The sequence below is a fragment of the Neobacillus kokaensis genome (assembly GCF_014656545.1).
In the GTDB taxonomy this organism is placed as follows: Bacteria; Bacillota; Bacilli; order Bacillales; family Cytobacillaceae; genus Neobacillus; species Neobacillus kokaensis.
Map to the genome: position 1 here is coordinate 22970 of NZ_BNDS01000037.1, position 18154 is coordinate 41123.

At 40.5% G+C, this 18154-nt stretch carries 11 protein-coding genes; 7 read left to right on the top strand and 4 right to left on the bottom strand.

The window, feature by feature from the left end:
* The first annotated feature begins 8 nt into the window (after positions 1-8).
* From ligA to pruA, 3 genes are all read left to right on the top strand, one after another.
* Entirely contained in the window at positions 9-2015 is a 2007-nt protein-coding gene (ligA, locus tag IE222_RS23920; protein WP_191276904.1) for an NAD-dependent DNA ligase LigA, read from the top strand.
* Between the two features lie 16 nt (positions 2016-2031).
* Positions 2032-3195 (top strand): CamS family sex pheromone protein, encoded by a 1164-nt coding sequence (locus IE222_RS23925; RefSeq protein ID WP_191276905.1) that lies wholly within the window; start codon positions 2032-2034, stop codon positions 3193-3195.
* 116 nt (positions 3196-3311) lie between these two features.
* On the top strand, positions 3312-4859 hold the full coding sequence (pruA, locus tag IE222_RS23930) for an L-glutamate gamma-semialdehyde dehydrogenase (protein WP_191276906.1): 1548 nt from the start codon (positions 3312-3314) through the stop codon (positions 4857-4859).
* A gap of 77 nt (positions 4860-4936) precedes the next feature.
* Here the strand turns inward: pruA and IE222_RS23935 are convergent, their stop codons facing one another.
* From IE222_RS23935 to IE222_RS23950, 4 genes are read right to left on the bottom strand one after another with little or no spacing between them, the layout of a single operon-like run.
* Positions 4937-6097 (bottom strand): Ger(x)C family spore germination protein, encoded by a 1161-nt coding sequence (locus IE222_RS23935; protein ID WP_191276907.1) that lies wholly within the window; start codon positions 6095-6097, stop codon positions 4937-4939.
* A gap of 15 nt (positions 6098-6112) precedes the next feature.
* Entirely contained in the window at positions 6113-7273 is a 1161-nt protein-coding gene (locus tag IE222_RS23940; protein ID WP_191276908.1) for a Ger(x)C family spore germination protein, read from the bottom strand.
* Positions 7270-8781 carry a spore germination protein gene (locus IE222_RS23945; protein ID WP_191276909.1) on the bottom strand — a complete coding sequence of 504 codons (1512 nt, stop codon included), beginning with the start codon at positions 8779-8781 and terminating at the stop codon, positions 7270-7272. The genes IE222_RS23940 and IE222_RS23945 overlap by 4 nt, the downstream gene beginning before the upstream one ends.
* Entirely contained in the window at positions 8771-9880 is a 1110-nt protein-coding gene (locus IE222_RS23950) for a GerAB/ArcD/ProY family transporter (RefSeq protein WP_223282875.1), read from the bottom strand. The genes IE222_RS23945 and IE222_RS23950 overlap by 11 nt, the downstream gene beginning before the upstream one ends.
* Before the next feature lie 664 nt (positions 9881-10544).
* Here IE222_RS23950 and IE222_RS23955 point away from each other — a divergent pair.
* The 4 genes from IE222_RS23955 (at position 10545) to IE222_RS23970 (ending at position 17551) form a co-directional block, all read left to right on the top strand.
* On the top strand, positions 10545-14840 hold the full coding sequence (locus IE222_RS23955) for a S8 family serine peptidase (RefSeq protein WP_191276910.1): 4296 nt from the start codon (positions 10545-10547) through the stop codon (positions 14838-14840).
* Between the two features lie 177 nt (positions 14841-15017).
* Positions 15018-15527 carry a GNAT family N-acetyltransferase gene (locus tag IE222_RS23960; RefSeq protein WP_191276911.1) on the top strand — a complete coding sequence of 170 codons (510 nt, stop codon included), beginning with the start codon at positions 15018-15020 and terminating at the stop codon, positions 15525-15527.
* A gap of 788 nt (positions 15528-16315) precedes the next feature.
* Entirely contained in the window at positions 16316-16543 is a 228-nt protein-coding gene (locus tag IE222_RS23965) for a hypothetical protein (RefSeq protein ID WP_191276912.1), read from the top strand.
* A gap of 21 nt (positions 16544-16564) precedes the next feature.
* Positions 16565-17551 (top strand): hypothetical protein, encoded by a 987-nt coding sequence (locus IE222_RS23970; RefSeq protein WP_191276913.1) that lies wholly within the window; start codon positions 16565-16567, stop codon positions 17549-17551.
* Positions 17552-18154 lie beyond the last annotated feature (603 nt).

Genomic DNA, 18154 nt, shown 5'->3' on the forward strand with positions numbered 1-18154 from the left:
CTGAATGTATGGACCTTCAAACCGCTGAAACAAGAATAGAGGAACTGAGAAATCTATTAAATCAATATGGTTATGAATATTATGTGTTAGATAAGCCGTCTGTACCGGATGCGGAATATGACCTTCTTATGCAGGAGCTGTTGACGCTCGAGGAGCAGTTTCCGGGGCTTGTGACTCCGGATTCTCCGACGGTGCGTGTGGGCGGGGCAGTACTTGACATGTTTGAAAAAGTCGAGCACCGGATTCCGATGCTAAGCTTAGGAAATGCCTTTAATGAACAGGATTTGCGTGATTTTGACCGCAGAGTCCGCCAAGCGGTCGGGGAAAATGTCTCCTACGTTTGTGAGCTTAAAATAGATGGTCTTGCTGTTTCGCTAAGATATGAGAATGGTCAATTTGCACAAGGTGCAACCCGTGGGGACGGGACAATCGGTGAGGATATTTCCGCCAATTTAAAAACGATTAAATCGGTACCGCTGCGATTAAAGGAAGCCGTTTCTATTGAAGTCCGCGGCGAAGCCTTCATGCCGAAACGCTCATTTGAAGCATTGAACGAAGCAAGAAAGGAACGCGGTGAGGAGCTGTTTGCTAACCCTAGAAATGCGGCGGCAGGTTCGCTTAGGCAGCTGGACCCAAAAATTGCTGCTTCAAGAAGGCTGGATGTCTTTTTGTATGGAATTGGTAACCCTGAAGCAATTGGGGCTGAATCCCATAGCGGCGGTCTGGACTATTTGGACTATCTAGGTTTTAAAACAAATAAAGAGCGACGCAAATGTGCGACAATTGATGAAGTAATTGAGTTTGTCAATGGCTGGGTCGAGAAACGGCCGCATCTTCCGTATGAGATTGACGGAATTGTGATTAAGGTTGATTCGCTTGATCAGCAGGACGAGCTTGGTACAACGGCAAAAAGCCCACGCTGGGCAATTGCTTATAAATTCCCTGCTGAAGAAGTGGTCACCACTCTTTTAGATATTGAGCTCAGCGTAGGCAGAACGGGCGTTGTTACACCAACAGCGATTCTTACACCTGTTAAGGTGGCTGGTACAACTGTACAGCGTGCTTCTCTCCACAACGAAGATCTAATTCGCGAAAAGGATATCAAAATTGGCGATAAGGTGGTCGTTAAAAAGGCAGGAGATATTATTCCGGAAGTCGTCAATGTGTTAGCTGACCAGCGGACAGGTGCTGAAATTGATTTCCATATGCCAACACATTGTCCGGAGTGTGAGAGCGAGCTTGTTCGCCTTGAAGGTGAAGTTGCATTACGCTGTATTAATCCGAAATGCCCGGCGCAAATCCGTGAGGGGCTGATTCACTTTGTTTCCCGCGATGCAATGAATATTGATGGCCTTGGGGAAAAAGTCATCAGTCAGTTGTTTGCGGAAAAGTTAATCGGCGATGTGGCTGATATTTATAAACTAACCCGTGAGCAGCTGTTAGCACTTGAAAGAATGGGTGAAAAGTCTGTTTCTAACCTGTTAGCGGCGATTGAGGCGTCCAAGAACAATTCGCTTGAAAAATTGCTGTTCGGTCTAGGTATCCGCCATGTTGGTGCAAAAGCTGCCAAGACGCTGGCCATCGAATTTGGCGAGATGGAAAAATTAGCTGCGGCTTCGAAAGAGGAGTTAATTTCAATTAATGAAATCGGCGATAAAATGGCTGATTCCATTGTCAGCTTTTTCGAGCAGGAAGAAGCGAAGGAGCTTATACTGGAGTTAATGGCGGTTGGTGTAAACATGGAATATAAAGGGGCAAAACCTGTTTCGGCTGCGGATTCTGATTCTACTTTTGCTGGAAAAACGGTTGTTCTTACCGGAAAACTTGAACAATTATCGAGGAATGAAGCAAAAGAAAAAATCGAAGCCCTTGGGGGGAATGTTGCCGGGAGTGTCAGCAAAAAGACACATTTGGTTATTGCTGGTGCAGATGCTGGCTCGAAGCTTGCCAAGGCACAGGACTTAGGAATTGAAGTGTGGGACGAAGAGAAGCTGCTGGAAGAATTAAATAAGTAAGAGGTGTACCGATTATATGAGAAAACTCTCATTGCTTGCCCTTGCCCTCGTTTTTTTGCTTAGTGCCTGTGCACCCAATTTTGGAAAGCAAAATGAAGAGGTTCAAACAAAAGAGAAGACAAAGGGAAAGGCAATTATTCCAAAATATAATATTTCAGACAAATATTATCGGACAATCCTGCCTTTCGAACCAGGGCAGGCCCGCGGGTTGGTCGTCAATAATATTAATACGAGATATGATTTAAATGAATTTGAAATGGGTTTAATGCGTATTGCCCAGCACAGCTTTGATACGGAAAAGTACTATTTCCGTGAGGGGCAGGAAATAAAAGCTGACAAGGTTCGGTTATGGTTAAACCGCAAATATACAAAAGAGCAGCTAAAGGAAAATAAATTGAAGGAAGCAGATAATATCGGATTAAACCCGGTTAATACAGGCACGGTTGCTAATCCAAGTTCACCGATTTATTTGGCCCATATATTGGAGCATGATTATTTGACAAAAGATGACAAAGGTAATGTCAAATTAGCGGGAGTTACCATTGGGCTGGCAATGAATTCTACCTATTATTACAAAGTTCCTGTCGGCGCTGGCACTGTTGAAAAGGAAGAAAACATTTCTAAAGCAGAAATGGAAAGTGAAGGGAAGAAGATTGCTGCCGAAGTTGTAAAAAGGATGCGGCAAACAAAATCACTTTCAGAAATTCCAATTACCATTGCGATATTTAAACAGGAAACGAAATCGTCCGTCGTTCCAGGTAATTTCATCGCCTACACAACTGTTGATAGTGGAAGTTCAAGTTTAAATAATTGGGAAAAGGTAAATGAGAAATATTATTTATTCCCTTCAACGGCTGCGCAAAACGATCACCGTGATGATATGATTTCGTTTTTGAATTTTAAGCAGGATGTGGAGGAGTATTTTCCAAACTTTAACGGTGTAATCGGCAGAGCTTTTTACATTGGGGATGAAATGCAGGATTTAAATATCACGATTCCAATCCAATTCTACGGGAAAACAGAAGGGGTAGGGTTTACCCAATATGTTGCAGGACTGGTTATGCAATATTTCCCTAAATATCTATCCGTTTCCGTAAGTGTTACCTCTGTTGACGGACCGGAGGCTCTTATTGTTAAAAAAGCCAATGAAACGGAACCGTTTGTTTATATTTATCAATAATTCCGGCAATTTTGCCGGATATTTTTTTGCCTTTCTACTATTTGCTGTTCTAAAATGATTCATGTAGAATGGATATGGATGTAAACGTTTTAATACATAAGGAGGGGTTTTTAGGAATGGTACAACCTTACAAGCATGAACCATTTACAGATTTTTCACTGGAAGAAAACCGTCAGGCCTATCTTCAAGGATTAAAAACAGTTGAAAGCTATTTAGGGCAAGACTATGATCTGCTGATCGGCGGAGAAAGAATTTCTACCGAGGAAAAAATCGTTTCTTATAATCCAGCCAATAATGAAGAAGTCATCGGCCGCGCATCAAAAGCAAACCAAGAGTTAGCTGAAAAAGCGATGCAGGCAGCTGTTGAAGCATTTAAAACATGGAGAAAAACAAAGGCAGAGGTCCGCGCTGATGTACTGTTTAAAGCAGCGACAATTATTCGCCGACGTAAACATGAGTTTTCTGCGCTTTTAACAAAAGAAGCAGGAAAACCATGGAGAGAGGCAGATGCAGATACAGCGGAAGCAATTGATTTCCTAGAATACTATGGACGTCAAATGCTGGCACTTAAAGACGGTGTACCGGTACAAAGCCGTCCAAATGAATTTAACCGTTATCACTATATTCCACTTGGTGTCGGTATTATCATTTCACCATGGAATTTCCCATTAGCTATTATGGCTGGAACAACCGTTGCTGCGATTGTTTCCGGAAATACAGTTTTATTAAAACCAGCTTCCACTACTCCAGTTGTTGCAGCGAAATTTGTAGAAGTGATGGAAGAAGCAGGTCTGCCTAAAGGCGTATTAAACTTTGTCCCTGGCAGCGGCGCCGAAGTGGGCGATTATTTAGTCGATCACAAAGATACCCGTTTCATCAGCTTTACTGGTTCACGCGATGTTGGACTTCGAATTTTTGAACGGTCATCTAAAGTGAATCCAGGTCAAATCTGGATGAAGCGTTTGATTGCAGAAATGGGCGGTAAAGATACCATTGTAGTTGATCGTGAAGCTGACCTTGAGCTGGCTGCACAATCAATCGTTGCGTCTGCATTCGGTTTCTCCGGGCAAAAATGTTCTGCATGTTCCCGTGCAATCGTTGTTGAGGATGTTTATGATCAAGTATTAAACCGTGTTGTAGAACTGACGAATCAATTAACAATTGGCAACCCAACTGAACAAGGCAATTTTATGGGACCAGTTATTGATAGCAGTGCCTACAAGAAAATTATGGAGTATATTGAAATCGGCAAGCAAGAGGGCAAGGTAATGACTGGCGGCGAAGGGGACGATTCTAAAGGCTTCTTCATTAAACCAACTGTCGTAGCCGACCTTGATCCAAAAGCCCGAATTATGCAGGAAGAAATCTTCGGACCAGTGGTTGGTTTCTCAAAAGCGAAGAATTTCGATGAAGCGCTGGAGATTGCCAATAATACCGAATACGGCTTAACAGGTGCTGTGATCACGACAAACCGTGCACACATGGAACAGGCACGTGAAGACTTCCATGTTGGTAACCTTTATTTCAACCGCGGCTGTACAGGTGCGATTGTTGGCTACCAGCCATTCGGCGGCTTCAATATGTCAGGAACAGACTCTAAAGCAGGCGGCCCAGATTACCTATTATTACACATGCAAGCCAAAACAACTTCTGAATTGTATTAATAAAGTAAAGCCTAAATGCTTCCGTTTAAAAGCAATACAGAAAAAACCTCTTTCCACTACGGAAAGAGGTTTTCCTCTTATATGGTCGGTCGCATTTTTTGCTTTTCCCCTTGGAGGAGTTTAACTTTCACTGTGATTTTTTGTAAACTATCCTTTGTTAAAGGGATTTTCCCGTGTTGTTCCACACGTTTCCAAGCTTTCACTTTTTTACGGTAAACTACCTCTGATAATCGATATATATCTATCTGATGTTCTAATCCTTCAAGATATGTATCTTTTATTTCTGCTGCTATTAACTTTTCTGCTTCCTGCTCTATTTTGGCCAATCGTTCGGGACTTACCATTTCTGATAGTGAAGTCGTAACATCTAACGAGAGTTGAAACTGGATATTACCATCTTTTACTATCGGTTTTTTCTTCAGCTTTATTTTCCAGGCGATTAAACTGATGTTCGATAACTCTTTTGTTAAACTGATTTCCTCCCGCTTAAAATCTTTATTCATCCATCTTAAGCCTTTTACGTTTTTAAAGGGCATCACTTCTTTTAATCTGTTTTTGGTTAGGGCAGCCACTCCAGCAAATTCAATCAACGGGCTGACAGTTGTCTCAGTTTCCCATGTATTCTTCGTTAACCGAATATAAGGAATAATAGCCTCATGGGGAGGTTCGTTTAAAGCGATTAAAAATTCTCTCATATCTAGTGGGCGAATAAAAGATCTTTGTTCATAGCTAGCTTTGGGATCGCCTAATCTGGAAAGTGCAGTTGTCATACTTAATGGAGGATAGCTTTTGAGAACTTTAGATAAAGGCTCTTTGGTCGCATATAAGTTTAAACTATACCGTGTTTCCCGATACCGGTCAAAACGATCAATCGTTGCTCGAAGGTCTCCGTTTTTTAAAGCTTGTTCTGAAAAAACAATGAAAGATAAATGGCCCCAGAATAATCTACGCTGGATGGATGCATATAAATTAAAGGCGGCTTCGTTCAGTGTTTTACCAGAGGCGTGGCCTACTACCACTTTGGTTTCAGTAATATCACCCCTAGCTTCTGATTTTGCTGTCAATGAAGTATTGATAATTTGAATGTAAATTGTATACTGGTAACCATTATAGTCAACACCGAGACCTTGAACATAAACCATTCTTTCTGACTCGTTTGTATCCCAGCAGCCAGAGAGAAGGGAACAAGTGAGTAAAAAAGGGAAAAATAGAAGAATCCTATTCCGGTTATTTCCCATTTGCGGCCTCCTTGTTTATAGTGTCGGTTTCATTTTCTGCTTTTCTCCATGAATAATTTTCATTCTGACCTTAATTTTTTGTAAACTGTTATCTTTTAATGGTATTTTTCCGTTTTGTTCCAATCTCTTCCACGCTTTCATATTTTTACGATAAACATCTTCGGATAAGCGATAAATGTCAATATTGTTTTGTAATCCGGTAAGATATGTGTCATGAATTTGGGTTTTTAATAATTTTTCGGCTTCCCGCTCTATTTTGGGTAATGGTTCTGTTTTTAAAATTTCGGCAAGGGTAGCAGTGGCATCCAAAGATAGCTGGAATTTAACCGTCTTTCCAGTTATTATTGGTTTTTTCTTGATTTTCAAATTTGTTACTACTAGGCTGACATCTGACAAATCATTGGTTAAAGTAATTTCTTCTCTTTGTAAATCACTATTTAACCATCTCAAGCCTTTGAATTGTTGGAAAGGAATGATCTTTTTTATACCGTCCCTTGTAAGAAGTGCTGCTCCCGCAAATTCAATAATTGGAATGGGTTTGGTTTCTGTTTCCCATGTTTCCTTGGCTAATCTAATATAAGGAATAACGGCTTCGTGGGGAGGTTCATTTAAGGCAATTAATAATTCTCTTAAATTCAGCGGACGAATAACAGATCTTTGCTCATAGGCGGCTTGGGGATCACCCAATCTAGATAGGTAAGTTGTCATCTCTAACGGTGGAAGGCTTTTTAAGATTTCTGATAAAGGATCCTTGGTCGCATAGAAATGAATACTATAACGAGTTTCCCGATAGCGATCAAATTGATCAATTGTTGCCTGAATACTTGTTTGCTTTAATGTTTCCTCCGTTAAAACGATATAAGATAAGTGGCCCCAAAATAATCGGCGCTGAGATGAACTATACAAATTAAACATTGCCTGGTTCAGTGTATTACCAGATGCATGACCTACTACAATTTTTGCAGGACTGGGTCCGCCCATTGATTCCGTTTTGGCTGTGGTTGAAGTATTAACAATTTGGGCATAAACTGTATATTTCCCATTTTTATAGTCAATACCTACTCCTTGAACATATACCATTCTTTCTGTTTCATTCGAATCCCAGCAGCCTGTAAGAATGAAAATGGCTAATAAAACAGGGAGCAGATATCCTTTCTTGTTTTGGACCCATTTCATGTACTGCCACCTTGCTTTGTTGGATCTGGTGGGTTTATGGAGCCTGGGCGTGTATCATCTTTTTTAACAGGTATTCTTATAATCGATTTTAATACATATCTCAGGCTGAGCCTTTCTGCTACTTGCAGATACGGCAGGTCAAACGATTGAATTTTTGCTACAACTGTTCCAATCAAGAATATCGAAGTAAAGAACCCAAAAAAGCCGAGCGTTGCAGAAAAAATAATCACGACAAAGCGTAATAAAGAGACAGCCCCAACAAGCGCTTGATTGACTAACGTAAAGGTAGCAATCGTAGAGGCGGCGATTACCACTAACATAGCAGGGTTTGTCAGTCCGGCTCTTATAGCGGCATCACCAATAATGAGTCCTCCGATGACACTTAAGGTTTGACCAATAGAAACGGGCAGTCTTAGCCCCGCCTCCCTAAATACTTCGAATAATACAAGCATCAGGATAGCTTCCAAAGCCGTTGGAAATGGAACTCCTCTTCTTGATTCAATGACAGTGGCTAATAAGGTAAATGGAAGCTGATTTTGATGAAACGACGTCAAAGCTACCCAGAATCCCGGCAGAAAAGCGGCAACAGATATACCAAAGGCTCTCATTATCCTCTGGAAAGCATTGTAGAAATAGTTTGTTTCAGAATCTTCAGCTGCCTTTAAAAGGAAAAAAAGGTTAACAGGAGCAATATAGGCATATGGAACGCCATCAATAAAGACAACAAATCTGCCGGTTAATAATGACTGTACAGCGAAATCCGGTCTCCCTGTATAGGTATGCCTAGGAAATATGGAATAAGGATTATCATTGATTAACCCTTCCAGCTGCATCCCGCTATATAAGCCATCGATATCAATTTCATTTAATTTTTTTCTAAGCTGGTCAATGATTTCCAGGTTCGCTATATCCTTTATATATAAAAGTATGACCTTAGTTCTTGTTCTCTTGCCAATTTCAAACGATTCGCTAAGAAGCGATGTTGAACGCAATCTCTTTCTGATTAATGCATAATTGACAGAGATATCCTCAATGAAGTTATCCCTTGGTCCTTTAATACTAATTTCCATATTTCCTTCTTCAGGATTTCTTTTCGGTTGATCGGATATGTCAACAGAATAAACTTGATGATCTCCTTGGAAAACCAATAATACCTTACCCGAGAATACCTCATCTTCAGATTTTTCAATTGTTTCAATATGTGTTAAGGTAGGTAATTTAAGAGAATGAAGGGTCTCTTCATTTATTTCATTCGGACTATCCAGAAAGAATTTCTCAAGGCGTGAAGGAACCGTTTTATATAACATTTCATTACTAACAAGTCCATTACAATACACAAGGGTAACAAGGTACTTTTGGAACTGAAGATTAAAAAAAACAACATCGGAACTGTCTTTAAATGTTTTTCTTAAGGCTTGTTCACTAAGAAGGAAAGTCTTCTCTTCTTTACTGTTCGTTATAGTCCCTGAATCTTGTATTTTATTAGCAGAAAGCTTTTTAAACTGCATTTGTTGACCTCCGTTTTCCAATTACTTGAATGAGGGCAGCTAAACTTAAGAATATTGAGAAGCTAAAAAATAACCAAAATGTTGATGGAAGAATAAAGGTTCTAAGCAAAGCAATAAATTGATGATCAGTAATGGGAATCAACGTTAAAAGACCTGTTACCGCTGAAGAGAACAATAAGCTTCTGCTTTCCCAGTGTTTGGGGTTTAAAATGGAGAATTCCTTAATGATAAACAATAACAAGGAAATTCGAATAAAAACCCCTGATAACCATTGATAAATAGAAAGGAAATCAACATGTTCGATGTATCTGCCAATGGAGACAAGCCCCCATTCTTCATAGGGGGGAAATCTTTGTATAGATGCCTCCGTAGGTCCGAATTCAATGATGGCTCCAATCAAAGGTCCTAAAGTTAGCACTGTTAGAATAAGCGTAATGATTAAGTAATGACGGAACCGGATTGGCGTTTCAATTTTGTGCTGCAATAAAAGAAAGAAAAAAATTTCTGACATACCGGAAGCTTGATAAATCATGCCATCAAAGACACGACTGTAGCCATGCTCCAAAATCGGCAGTAATAATGATGGCTGTTTATGTTGAATATTTGCTATAGCAACAAAAAGACCAAATATAGTAATAAAAAACAATAGAAATACGTTAAGCATGCTGATAGTACGTAAATTATTTCCAGCTAACATCCAGCAAATAAAAACAAAAACGATGACCAGTACAATTGGAGGTGTTGTAGGTAAAAAGGTAATATTTGTCCATGTAATCGTCTCTCTTAATGAAACACTAGACAATATGATGAGATAGCACATCAAAAGAAAGGCTAAAACCTTTGATAGTGTAGGACCAATCAAATTTGATAACCAAAGAAAAAGCGGCTGTTTATTGGCCTTCTTATGAATATAAAGAATTAACGGAATCCAAAGGATGGTTGGAAATAATGTTAGCAGAACCGTCAGCCACGCATCTCTTCCAGAAGTATCAATTAAAGGGGAAATGACAAACACATGATTTTTTAAACCAATTGCCGTCATCGCCAACAAAATCATATGAACTGCTGTAATTGAATCTGATTGTTTAATAACCAACACCACATTTCTATTTATTGCTAAGAATATTGTTCTCCATATATCACCAAGTATGCGAGATACTGTAAACCCTCGTTATTTTGTAAATTGTGCCGCGCCAGTCCTCATACTTAAAAAAATACAAATAGTCCTCATCTACAAAGATGGGGACTATTTCATGCAGTCATATCTATTATTTAACCTTTTGTGTCCTACTTGAGTGTAGTAAAGGTGGTAAGTCTGCTTTTAGCAGTTGACCGTTGGTTCCGATGACAATCCTGCCTTATTTCACTATCGCCTATGAAAATAGAAATGGGAAATATAAATTAAATATAACCAATATTTGTAAATGTTGTTGGTGATATATATCCATTAAACTAGGAAAAAAGAATGCTTTTTGAGAAAATCAGAACCTCTTAACTTTCACAACCCAAAAAAATAGTCATAAGGGTTTATCTTCTATTTAAAACATTCATTGTCAACATGAGGTTGCACTATATTGTCGATTTTCCCAACATGGACCAAAATATCAAATTTCTGAATATTTGCATTTTGGATGCGCAATTCGACACACACCCAATTATGAAAGGGTTATTTTTAAAATAGCACCTAGTTTTTGACATAGAGTGTGCCGAGAAAGGAGGGCAGTAGATTCATTGATTGAGGAAAATACTTAGGGGGGAAGAGGATGAAAAGAAAGCAACACCGTTGGTTATCCATTTTACTTACGGCTATTCTTGTTTTACCGTTGCTCCTGCAGCCGCAAATGAATGTAAATGCCGCTGGAAAAAGTGTAAGCGTTTCAGTAACGGATGAGCTGCAAACTCCTAAACAAAAAGTAACGAAATCGTTATACAAACAATTTGAAGATCAAGACAAGGTCACTTTTCTTATCAAAATGAAAGAACAGGTGGATACTGTAAAAGTAGCGAAAGAAGCGGAGCAAGTAGCCAAAACACAGAAGGCGACTCCTGCTAAAACAAAATCTATCAAGCGTAATACCATCGTTTCCGAGTTAAAGGCAAAAGCAAAGGAAACGCAGAATGACGTATTAGCTTTTCTTCAAGAACAAAAAAAGGCTGGAAAGGCAAAGGATATTCATTCCTACTTTATTGTGAATGCCATTGCAGTAACAGCGACCCAAGAAGTAATGGAAAAGGCTGCCGAGTTCGCGGAAGTTGAAAAAATTCTGCCGAATGAAACGCGCCAATTGTTTGTTCCAAAGACATCCGCTATGACAGCTGTTAAAAAGCCTGCTGCTGCTGAAACGACAGCGATTGAGTGGAATATAGACCGCGTAGGCGCCCCGGCCGTTTGGGAAATGGGGATTGATGGAAGCGGAATCGTTATTGGCTCGATTGATACCGGGGTCCAGTGGAATCACCCAGCCTTAAAGGAAAAATACCGTGGATATAATCCGGCTACAGATCAAATAGATAATACGTATAGCTGGTTAGATGCGGTTCGAGGGCAAACAACTCCATATGATGATCATGGGCACGGAACGCATACAACTGGAACAATGGTCGGTTCTGAGCCGAATGGGTCGAATATCATCGGGGTAGCTCCGGGTGCCAAGTGGATTGCTGTTAAAGCTTTCACTTCAGCAGGGGGGACGGATGCCGATTTACTAGAAGCCGGAGATTGGATGATTGCGCCGGGCGGGAACCCTGATATGGCACCAGATGTCATTAATAATTCATGGGGCGGCGGTCCTGGGCTTGATGAGTGGTATCGTCCGATGGTTCAGGCGTGGAGAGCAGCCGAAATTTTCCCTGAATTTTCTGCTGGAAATACAACCTTAAGTAATCCTGGCGGTCCCGGGTCAGTTGCTAATCCAGCAAATTATCCTGAATCCTTCGCTACAGGAGCAACAGATAGTAACAACAAACTTGGAAGCTTTTCCTTACTTGGACCATCTCCATATGGAGAAATGAAGCCGGAAATTTCCGCACCTGGTGTTAATATCCGTTCTTCCGTTCCAGGCAGCGGGTATGAAGGGGGATGGAATGGGACCTCGATGGCCGGACCGCATGTATCCGCGGCAGTTGCCTTATTAAAGCAGGCTAATGCCAGTCTAACGGTAGATGATTTAGAAAGGATTCTACAGGAGACAGCTATACCATTAACTGACAATAAGTTCCCGGAGTCGCCAAATAACGGGTATGGTTCAGGACTATTGAATGTTTATGATGCCGTTTCCTCTGTGATTTCAGGTTTAGGTAAATTAAAAGGTCAGGTAACAAAAGAAGGGGACGACAGTGAAGCACCGGTGTTAACACATTCCGCACCTGCCACGGTTTACGCAGGAATGCCGTTAACGTTAGAAGCCTCAGCTGCCGACAATACTAGTGTAACAGAAGTATCGGTCCAATATCAAAAGCCAGATGGTACATGGACAACTGTTGCCGCAAAGCGAACAAGCGGTGATTATAAAAATGGAGCATACCGCGTCACTATTCCTGGAGAAGACATTGCTGGTGATGCTTTCGTCTACAAGTGGAAAGCGGTTGATTTCGGTGGGAATGAAGCGGTGAGTGAACATACACTTACTGTCCGTCCGGGAATTACAGTCGGCTATGTGCAGGATTTTGAAGCTGTACCGGAAGGATGGACCTCGTACGGTGCCAATGATTCATGGCAGTGGGGCAAACCGACGAGCGGCCCTGGTAATGCTTCTTCCGGCGAAAAGGTCTATGCTACTAATCTGAGCGGAAATTATACGAGCAATGCTAATGCTTCATTACAGATGCCGCCAATTGATTTACCGCAAGGCAGCAGTTATCTGCAGTTTAAGCAATGGCACGATTTAGAAAGAAACTATGATTTCGGTCATGTATATGTGTCAACTGATGGAATCAATTGGGTTCAAAAGCTTCGCGTCAATAATGTGTCAAACGGCTGGATTGATGGCGAAGTGAATCTAAGTGAATATGCAGGGCAGAGAATTTATATTGCCTTTAATCTGAAAACAGATGGCAGTGTAGTGAAGGCCGGCTGGTATATCGATGATGTCCGTCTGGCGGATACACCGCTTACGAACCCGCAAACTGCTGATTCGAAATTGGCGGTTGAAAAAGACAAGGATGTGGCCGATGCCGTTAAAAAGGAAAAAGTCAATCCGGATAAGTTTACCTTGATGCTGCCAAAGTTGAAGAACGATGCCGGCATGGAAAAGGCTGCACCAATGCTGCTGCCTATGCAGGCCAAAGTAACGGTATTAGAGTCGGGCCGTTCGGTAAATACGAATCCAGCAAATGGAAGCTTCGAACTTTCTCATGCGACAGGAACATATACGGTTATTGCTGAAAGCTACGGGTATCAATCACAAACAAAAACAGTAACCATTGAGCAGGATCAAGAAACAGCAGTAAACTTTACGCTTCAAGAACTGGCGAAGGGTACAGTATCAGGAACGATTAAAAATCAAGCGTCCGGGGAGCCAGTGGCAGGGGCAACTGTATATGTTGTCGAGGATGCGGCTGTTCAGCCTGTCCAAACTGATGCCCACGGACATTTTACAATCACTGCCTATGAAGGTGACTATACCCTTAAAGTGATTGCTCCGCGGTTTTATAGCCAAGAAGCCGCGATTAAACTGAAAGGAAATATGGAGAAAAACTTCGATATGAAGCCTTTCATCGGTTATCCAGGAGAGATTGGCTATGACGACGGCACAGCCGAAAATGCACGGGCATTTTATGATGCTGGAAATGGCTGGGCAGTTAAGATGTCGTTAGCGGAAGGACAGAAGAAGGCCTTAGTGACAGGAGGTTTGTTCCGTTTCTGGACTTCAGAATGGCCGGTTCCTGGCGGGACTGCCTTCAAAGTCGCTGTCTATGATGCTTCTGGGGCAGGCGGGGCGCCTGGTAAAAAAATTGCTGGTCCATTTGATGCAACAGCACTTCGAAATGGTCAATGGACATTAGTAGATTTAAGCACCCATGGAATTCTAGTTGAAGGCGATTTCTATATTGTTTACATTCAAGCAGACGTGAACACGAAATCACCTGGCTTGGCCACAGATGAAAATGGTCCAAAGATGAAGCGAAGCTGGCAGCTGGTTAGCGGAGCTTGGACACAATCACCGGAAGCAGAGGGTAACTATATGATTCGTGCCGTGGTTGACTATGAGGTAACAGCTCCATCGATCATTTCTCCTGTTGATGGAACATTTACAAACATTCAAACGGTAACGGTGAAAGGTGAAGCAGCTCCAACGACAAAGGTGCATATTTTTAACAAAGGGGAAGAAATAGCAGCCGTTAATACAAAAGATAATGGCACATATGCTGTTGACGTAAAGCTTAAAAAGGGTGAAAACCAGCTAATAGCAAAGGCTTCTACCTCTCAAGGCATGACGGATGCATCTGCACCAGTAACGATTACCTTTGATGCTGAAGCACCGGAGTTAACCATTGATTCACCAGCAGATGGAAGTAAATTAAATACGGAAACCATCACGGTTAAAGGGAAAGTGAACGATGATTATTTACAATCGGTCATGGTCAATGGGACCAAAGCAAAAGTAGAAAATGGCACCTATTCCGCTAGAATCATGCTGGATGAAGGAATCAGCCAAATCAAGGTTGTGGCCAAGGACGAGGCAGGTAACACAACGGATAAAACTATAAAAGTTGATGTTAAATTTACTGCACCGCATATCGAACATCTAAAACCGGCCGAAGATAAAGAATTGAAAAAAGGTGAAAGTGTCAAGATTGAGTTTACAAGCGAACCTGGATTGAAAGCATCTTTCTCGATTCACATGCCGCTGACAAAAACGAATACTGGGCGGCTGACAAATGCCACGGAACTTCCAATGATGGAGGTATCACCAGGTTCTTATGTCGGTTACTATACAGCAACAAAGGACATGAAAGCCGCCGGTGCCGTCATTGAAGTAAAAGCAGTTGACTCTTACGGAAACGAATCAAGAAAAACCGCTGATGGAAAACTGTATATTAACGAGAAGAAAAAGTAATAAGGTAAAGGAAGCAAGTGGCCACTTCAGGTTCTCTTGCTTCCTTTTTTGTTAAGGTAACTGATAAAAATATTATTAATGTATAAAGGAGTGCTTGATTACTATTATCTTTTAGGTTTTTGGTATAATATGCCTTAAAATATGGAGAAACCATCTGGAAAGGTTCGTGATTTTATAATGAAAATTCTAGAAGCAGAACGGCTGATTCTTCGTTTACAAACGACCGACGATGCTGAATTCATCCTTGAGCTGCTTAATGATCCGTCATGGCTTCAATATATTGGTGATCGTGGTATTAGAAACGTAGAGGAGGCACGTGCCTATATACTAAATGGATCGATTCGGATGTATGAGCAATTCGGCTTTTGTTTATATTTAGTTGAACGAAAGGAAGATCACATTCCGATTGGAATATGCGGCCTTGTAAAAAGAGACTCCCTGGAAGATGTAGATATTGGCTTTGCCTTTCTTCCAAAATATTGGGGAAGCGGGTATGCCTATGAAGCTGCATCTGCAGTAATGGAATATGGTAAGCAAACATTAGGGCTGAATCGTATCGTAGCCATCACGACTCAAGATAATCACGCTTCAGCCAAGTTGCTTGAAAAGATAGGCATGCATTTTGAAAAGTTGATTCAGCTGCCCAATGATTCTGAAATACTAAGATTATTTTCAACAAATAATTGAATAATGCGGCAGCCATTCCCGCTAGAAAAAAATACGATAGTACATTTATGAACAAAGGGTACAGTGAAAAACTACTGCAAATGACTTTCGTTACTGCTGCACCCCGCCTTTTTGTGTAACCTCAGCAATCAATTTGAATCACCGCCTGGTGGGAATGAGGTGGTGATATCAAATTCTCCAGCACCTTTTATATTCCGGATGGATATGGGAAAAGTAAGACAAATTCTTGCTTTCAATAAACATATGCATCTTCTTTTCATGTACAGTTTCAAATGAATGAATTGCCTGATTAGACTTGGTCTTTATTTAAATTTTAGGCTCTGTTATTATTCATTGTTGATTTCTTTTACGTAAGAGAATTCATAGGCGGAGAATTTCCGGCTAATGTATATAGAGGAAGCTTAAGAAGCAGAAATAAACGGAGATATTCCGATTAACTGCTTTAAATAAGACAAAATCCAAAGATTTGGATCATATAAACGGAAAAACTTCCTTTATTTTTAAGGAAATATGGATATCTGCCAATTTAAACGGAATTATTCCGTTTATTTTTCAAACACAGTGAAATCAACATTCAGTTATAACAGAGCCAAATTTTAATTGGGCTTTCCTCGTTAGTTTAAGGCTCCTTGGGAAGGGGCCAATCGGGAGGAGCCGGCATCACATTAAACAATGGAAAAAAATAATAATATAAAAAAGACAGAAACGCTTTTCCTAGGAATTTCGTCATGATTAAGAGGAGAATATAAAAGTTTCGTCTTTATTTACAAATTGGAGGAATTGTAACCTTGATGCCGTTGTATTTGTTTCACGTAACTGCAGTGGAGCACAGTGAAACCGCCCTTTGGACCTGTATCATTTGCAATGTTTTTGTAGTTGTCTCGGGAATTGTCTTCATGTATAAACTGTTTACTCAAAAAGATGTACGTAAATCGGGGATAACATTTGCTGTTGCGATTGTGATTAATTATATCGTAATAGTAATTTTGGGAGATCCATTTGATCTTCTTGGATAACACAGGAGAGGAGATAAAGGAATGAAATATTACCGTTTATGGGTGATTGCCTTTTTATTGAAATTTATTGGTTCAGCCTGGGATGCTTCCTATCATTTTAAATATTTATTCGAAGAGTATTCGATTCCTCATATTGTCAATACTATTGGTTTTGTCCTTGGCGGCTATTTGTTATTCAAGGAGTGGAGAAAGTCGCAATACATGGACCATTTCTCAAGAAACTTGATAACAATCGGGTATGTGTTTTTTCTAATCGGAATTCCACTCGATTTTACCTATCATATTGCTTATGGAATTGACCTGACAACCTGGAGTCCCACTCATTTTATATATTATATTGCTACTTCCACGATGATTTTCGGTGTTTGGCACGGCTATTATCAATTCACACACGACATACAGCCAACGTGGAAGTCGATGCATACCTGGTTTGCAATGTTTCTGCTTGAATGCTTCCTGTTTCCGAACATGCAGCAGGAAAATGGAGCGATTTCCTATGACCAGTACCTTCATGGAAAATCGATTGCTTCACCAGAAATACTAGCATTGATTTCTCACCCGGCATCGCAAATTTTCGGCGGCATCCCTGAGTGGGTATACCCAGTTTACTCCGTGCTCATGGTGAGTCTTTTAACGGTATTTACGATCCGAATCTGCCGGGATTTCACGATTCCCGTTATGGGGACAGTACTTTATATTGTAATCCGCTATATTTTTAAAGGGATCTTTTATGAAGTTGGGTATCCAACCTCATATGTTCCAATTACAATCTTTTTCATTCCGTTGATTTATTTATTATTTAGAAAAACTAATTGGACTACGGGGCTTACTGGCAGTTTATTGTATTTTCTAAGTGTGTTTGCGATTCGTGAGTTGGGAATATTAATTACGCCGCCGCTAGTTTTATGGGAAGTGGTCCCTGCAGCATTGGTGGGTGCACTGGTACCTGTTATTGTACCGCTGATAAAATATACAGCATCGCTAAAAAGAGCGAAATCACTCGTTTAATTTACAGAGGGTAACCTTTTAAAAAGGTGCCTTTTTTATTTTAGGATGTTTTACCTTGAGTTGAGTATTCCGCGGGTTTCTCGGATGATTCCGCCGAGTTTGGCCATTATTTGGAGGTTAGTATTTTCCGCGGGCTTCTTAATAATTTCCGCCAACTTTCCCGATAATTCCCCCATTGTGCCTATAGATTTATGGGCAAATCGAGGACAGTTACTGTATTATAACAAAGAGGTAAGTAGTTCATGACGACGCAGACACAGGGGATTGTTGTATATGTTTGGAATTGGATTTTTAATTGATCTTTATAATCGCTGGATTATGATGATAAAGCTCCAAAACAAAATACATACCCAGCATAATATATCATTTGCCTAAACTTTTTTTCCTTAAAAAGACAGCATTAAAAGTATTAAAGGATGAATAAGGCAAGGAAAAATCCTGTATTTGAACCAGTAAAGCTAGGGATCACGAGAGCAGACTTTTGGGAAAAGAAATATAGGGAAATGAACAAGATATATCAAAGTAACACTATATCAATGTAGAAGTAATTCGGATCTAAAAACAAAAAACCTCTTCTGAAAATGAAGTGACCCCTAAAAGTTA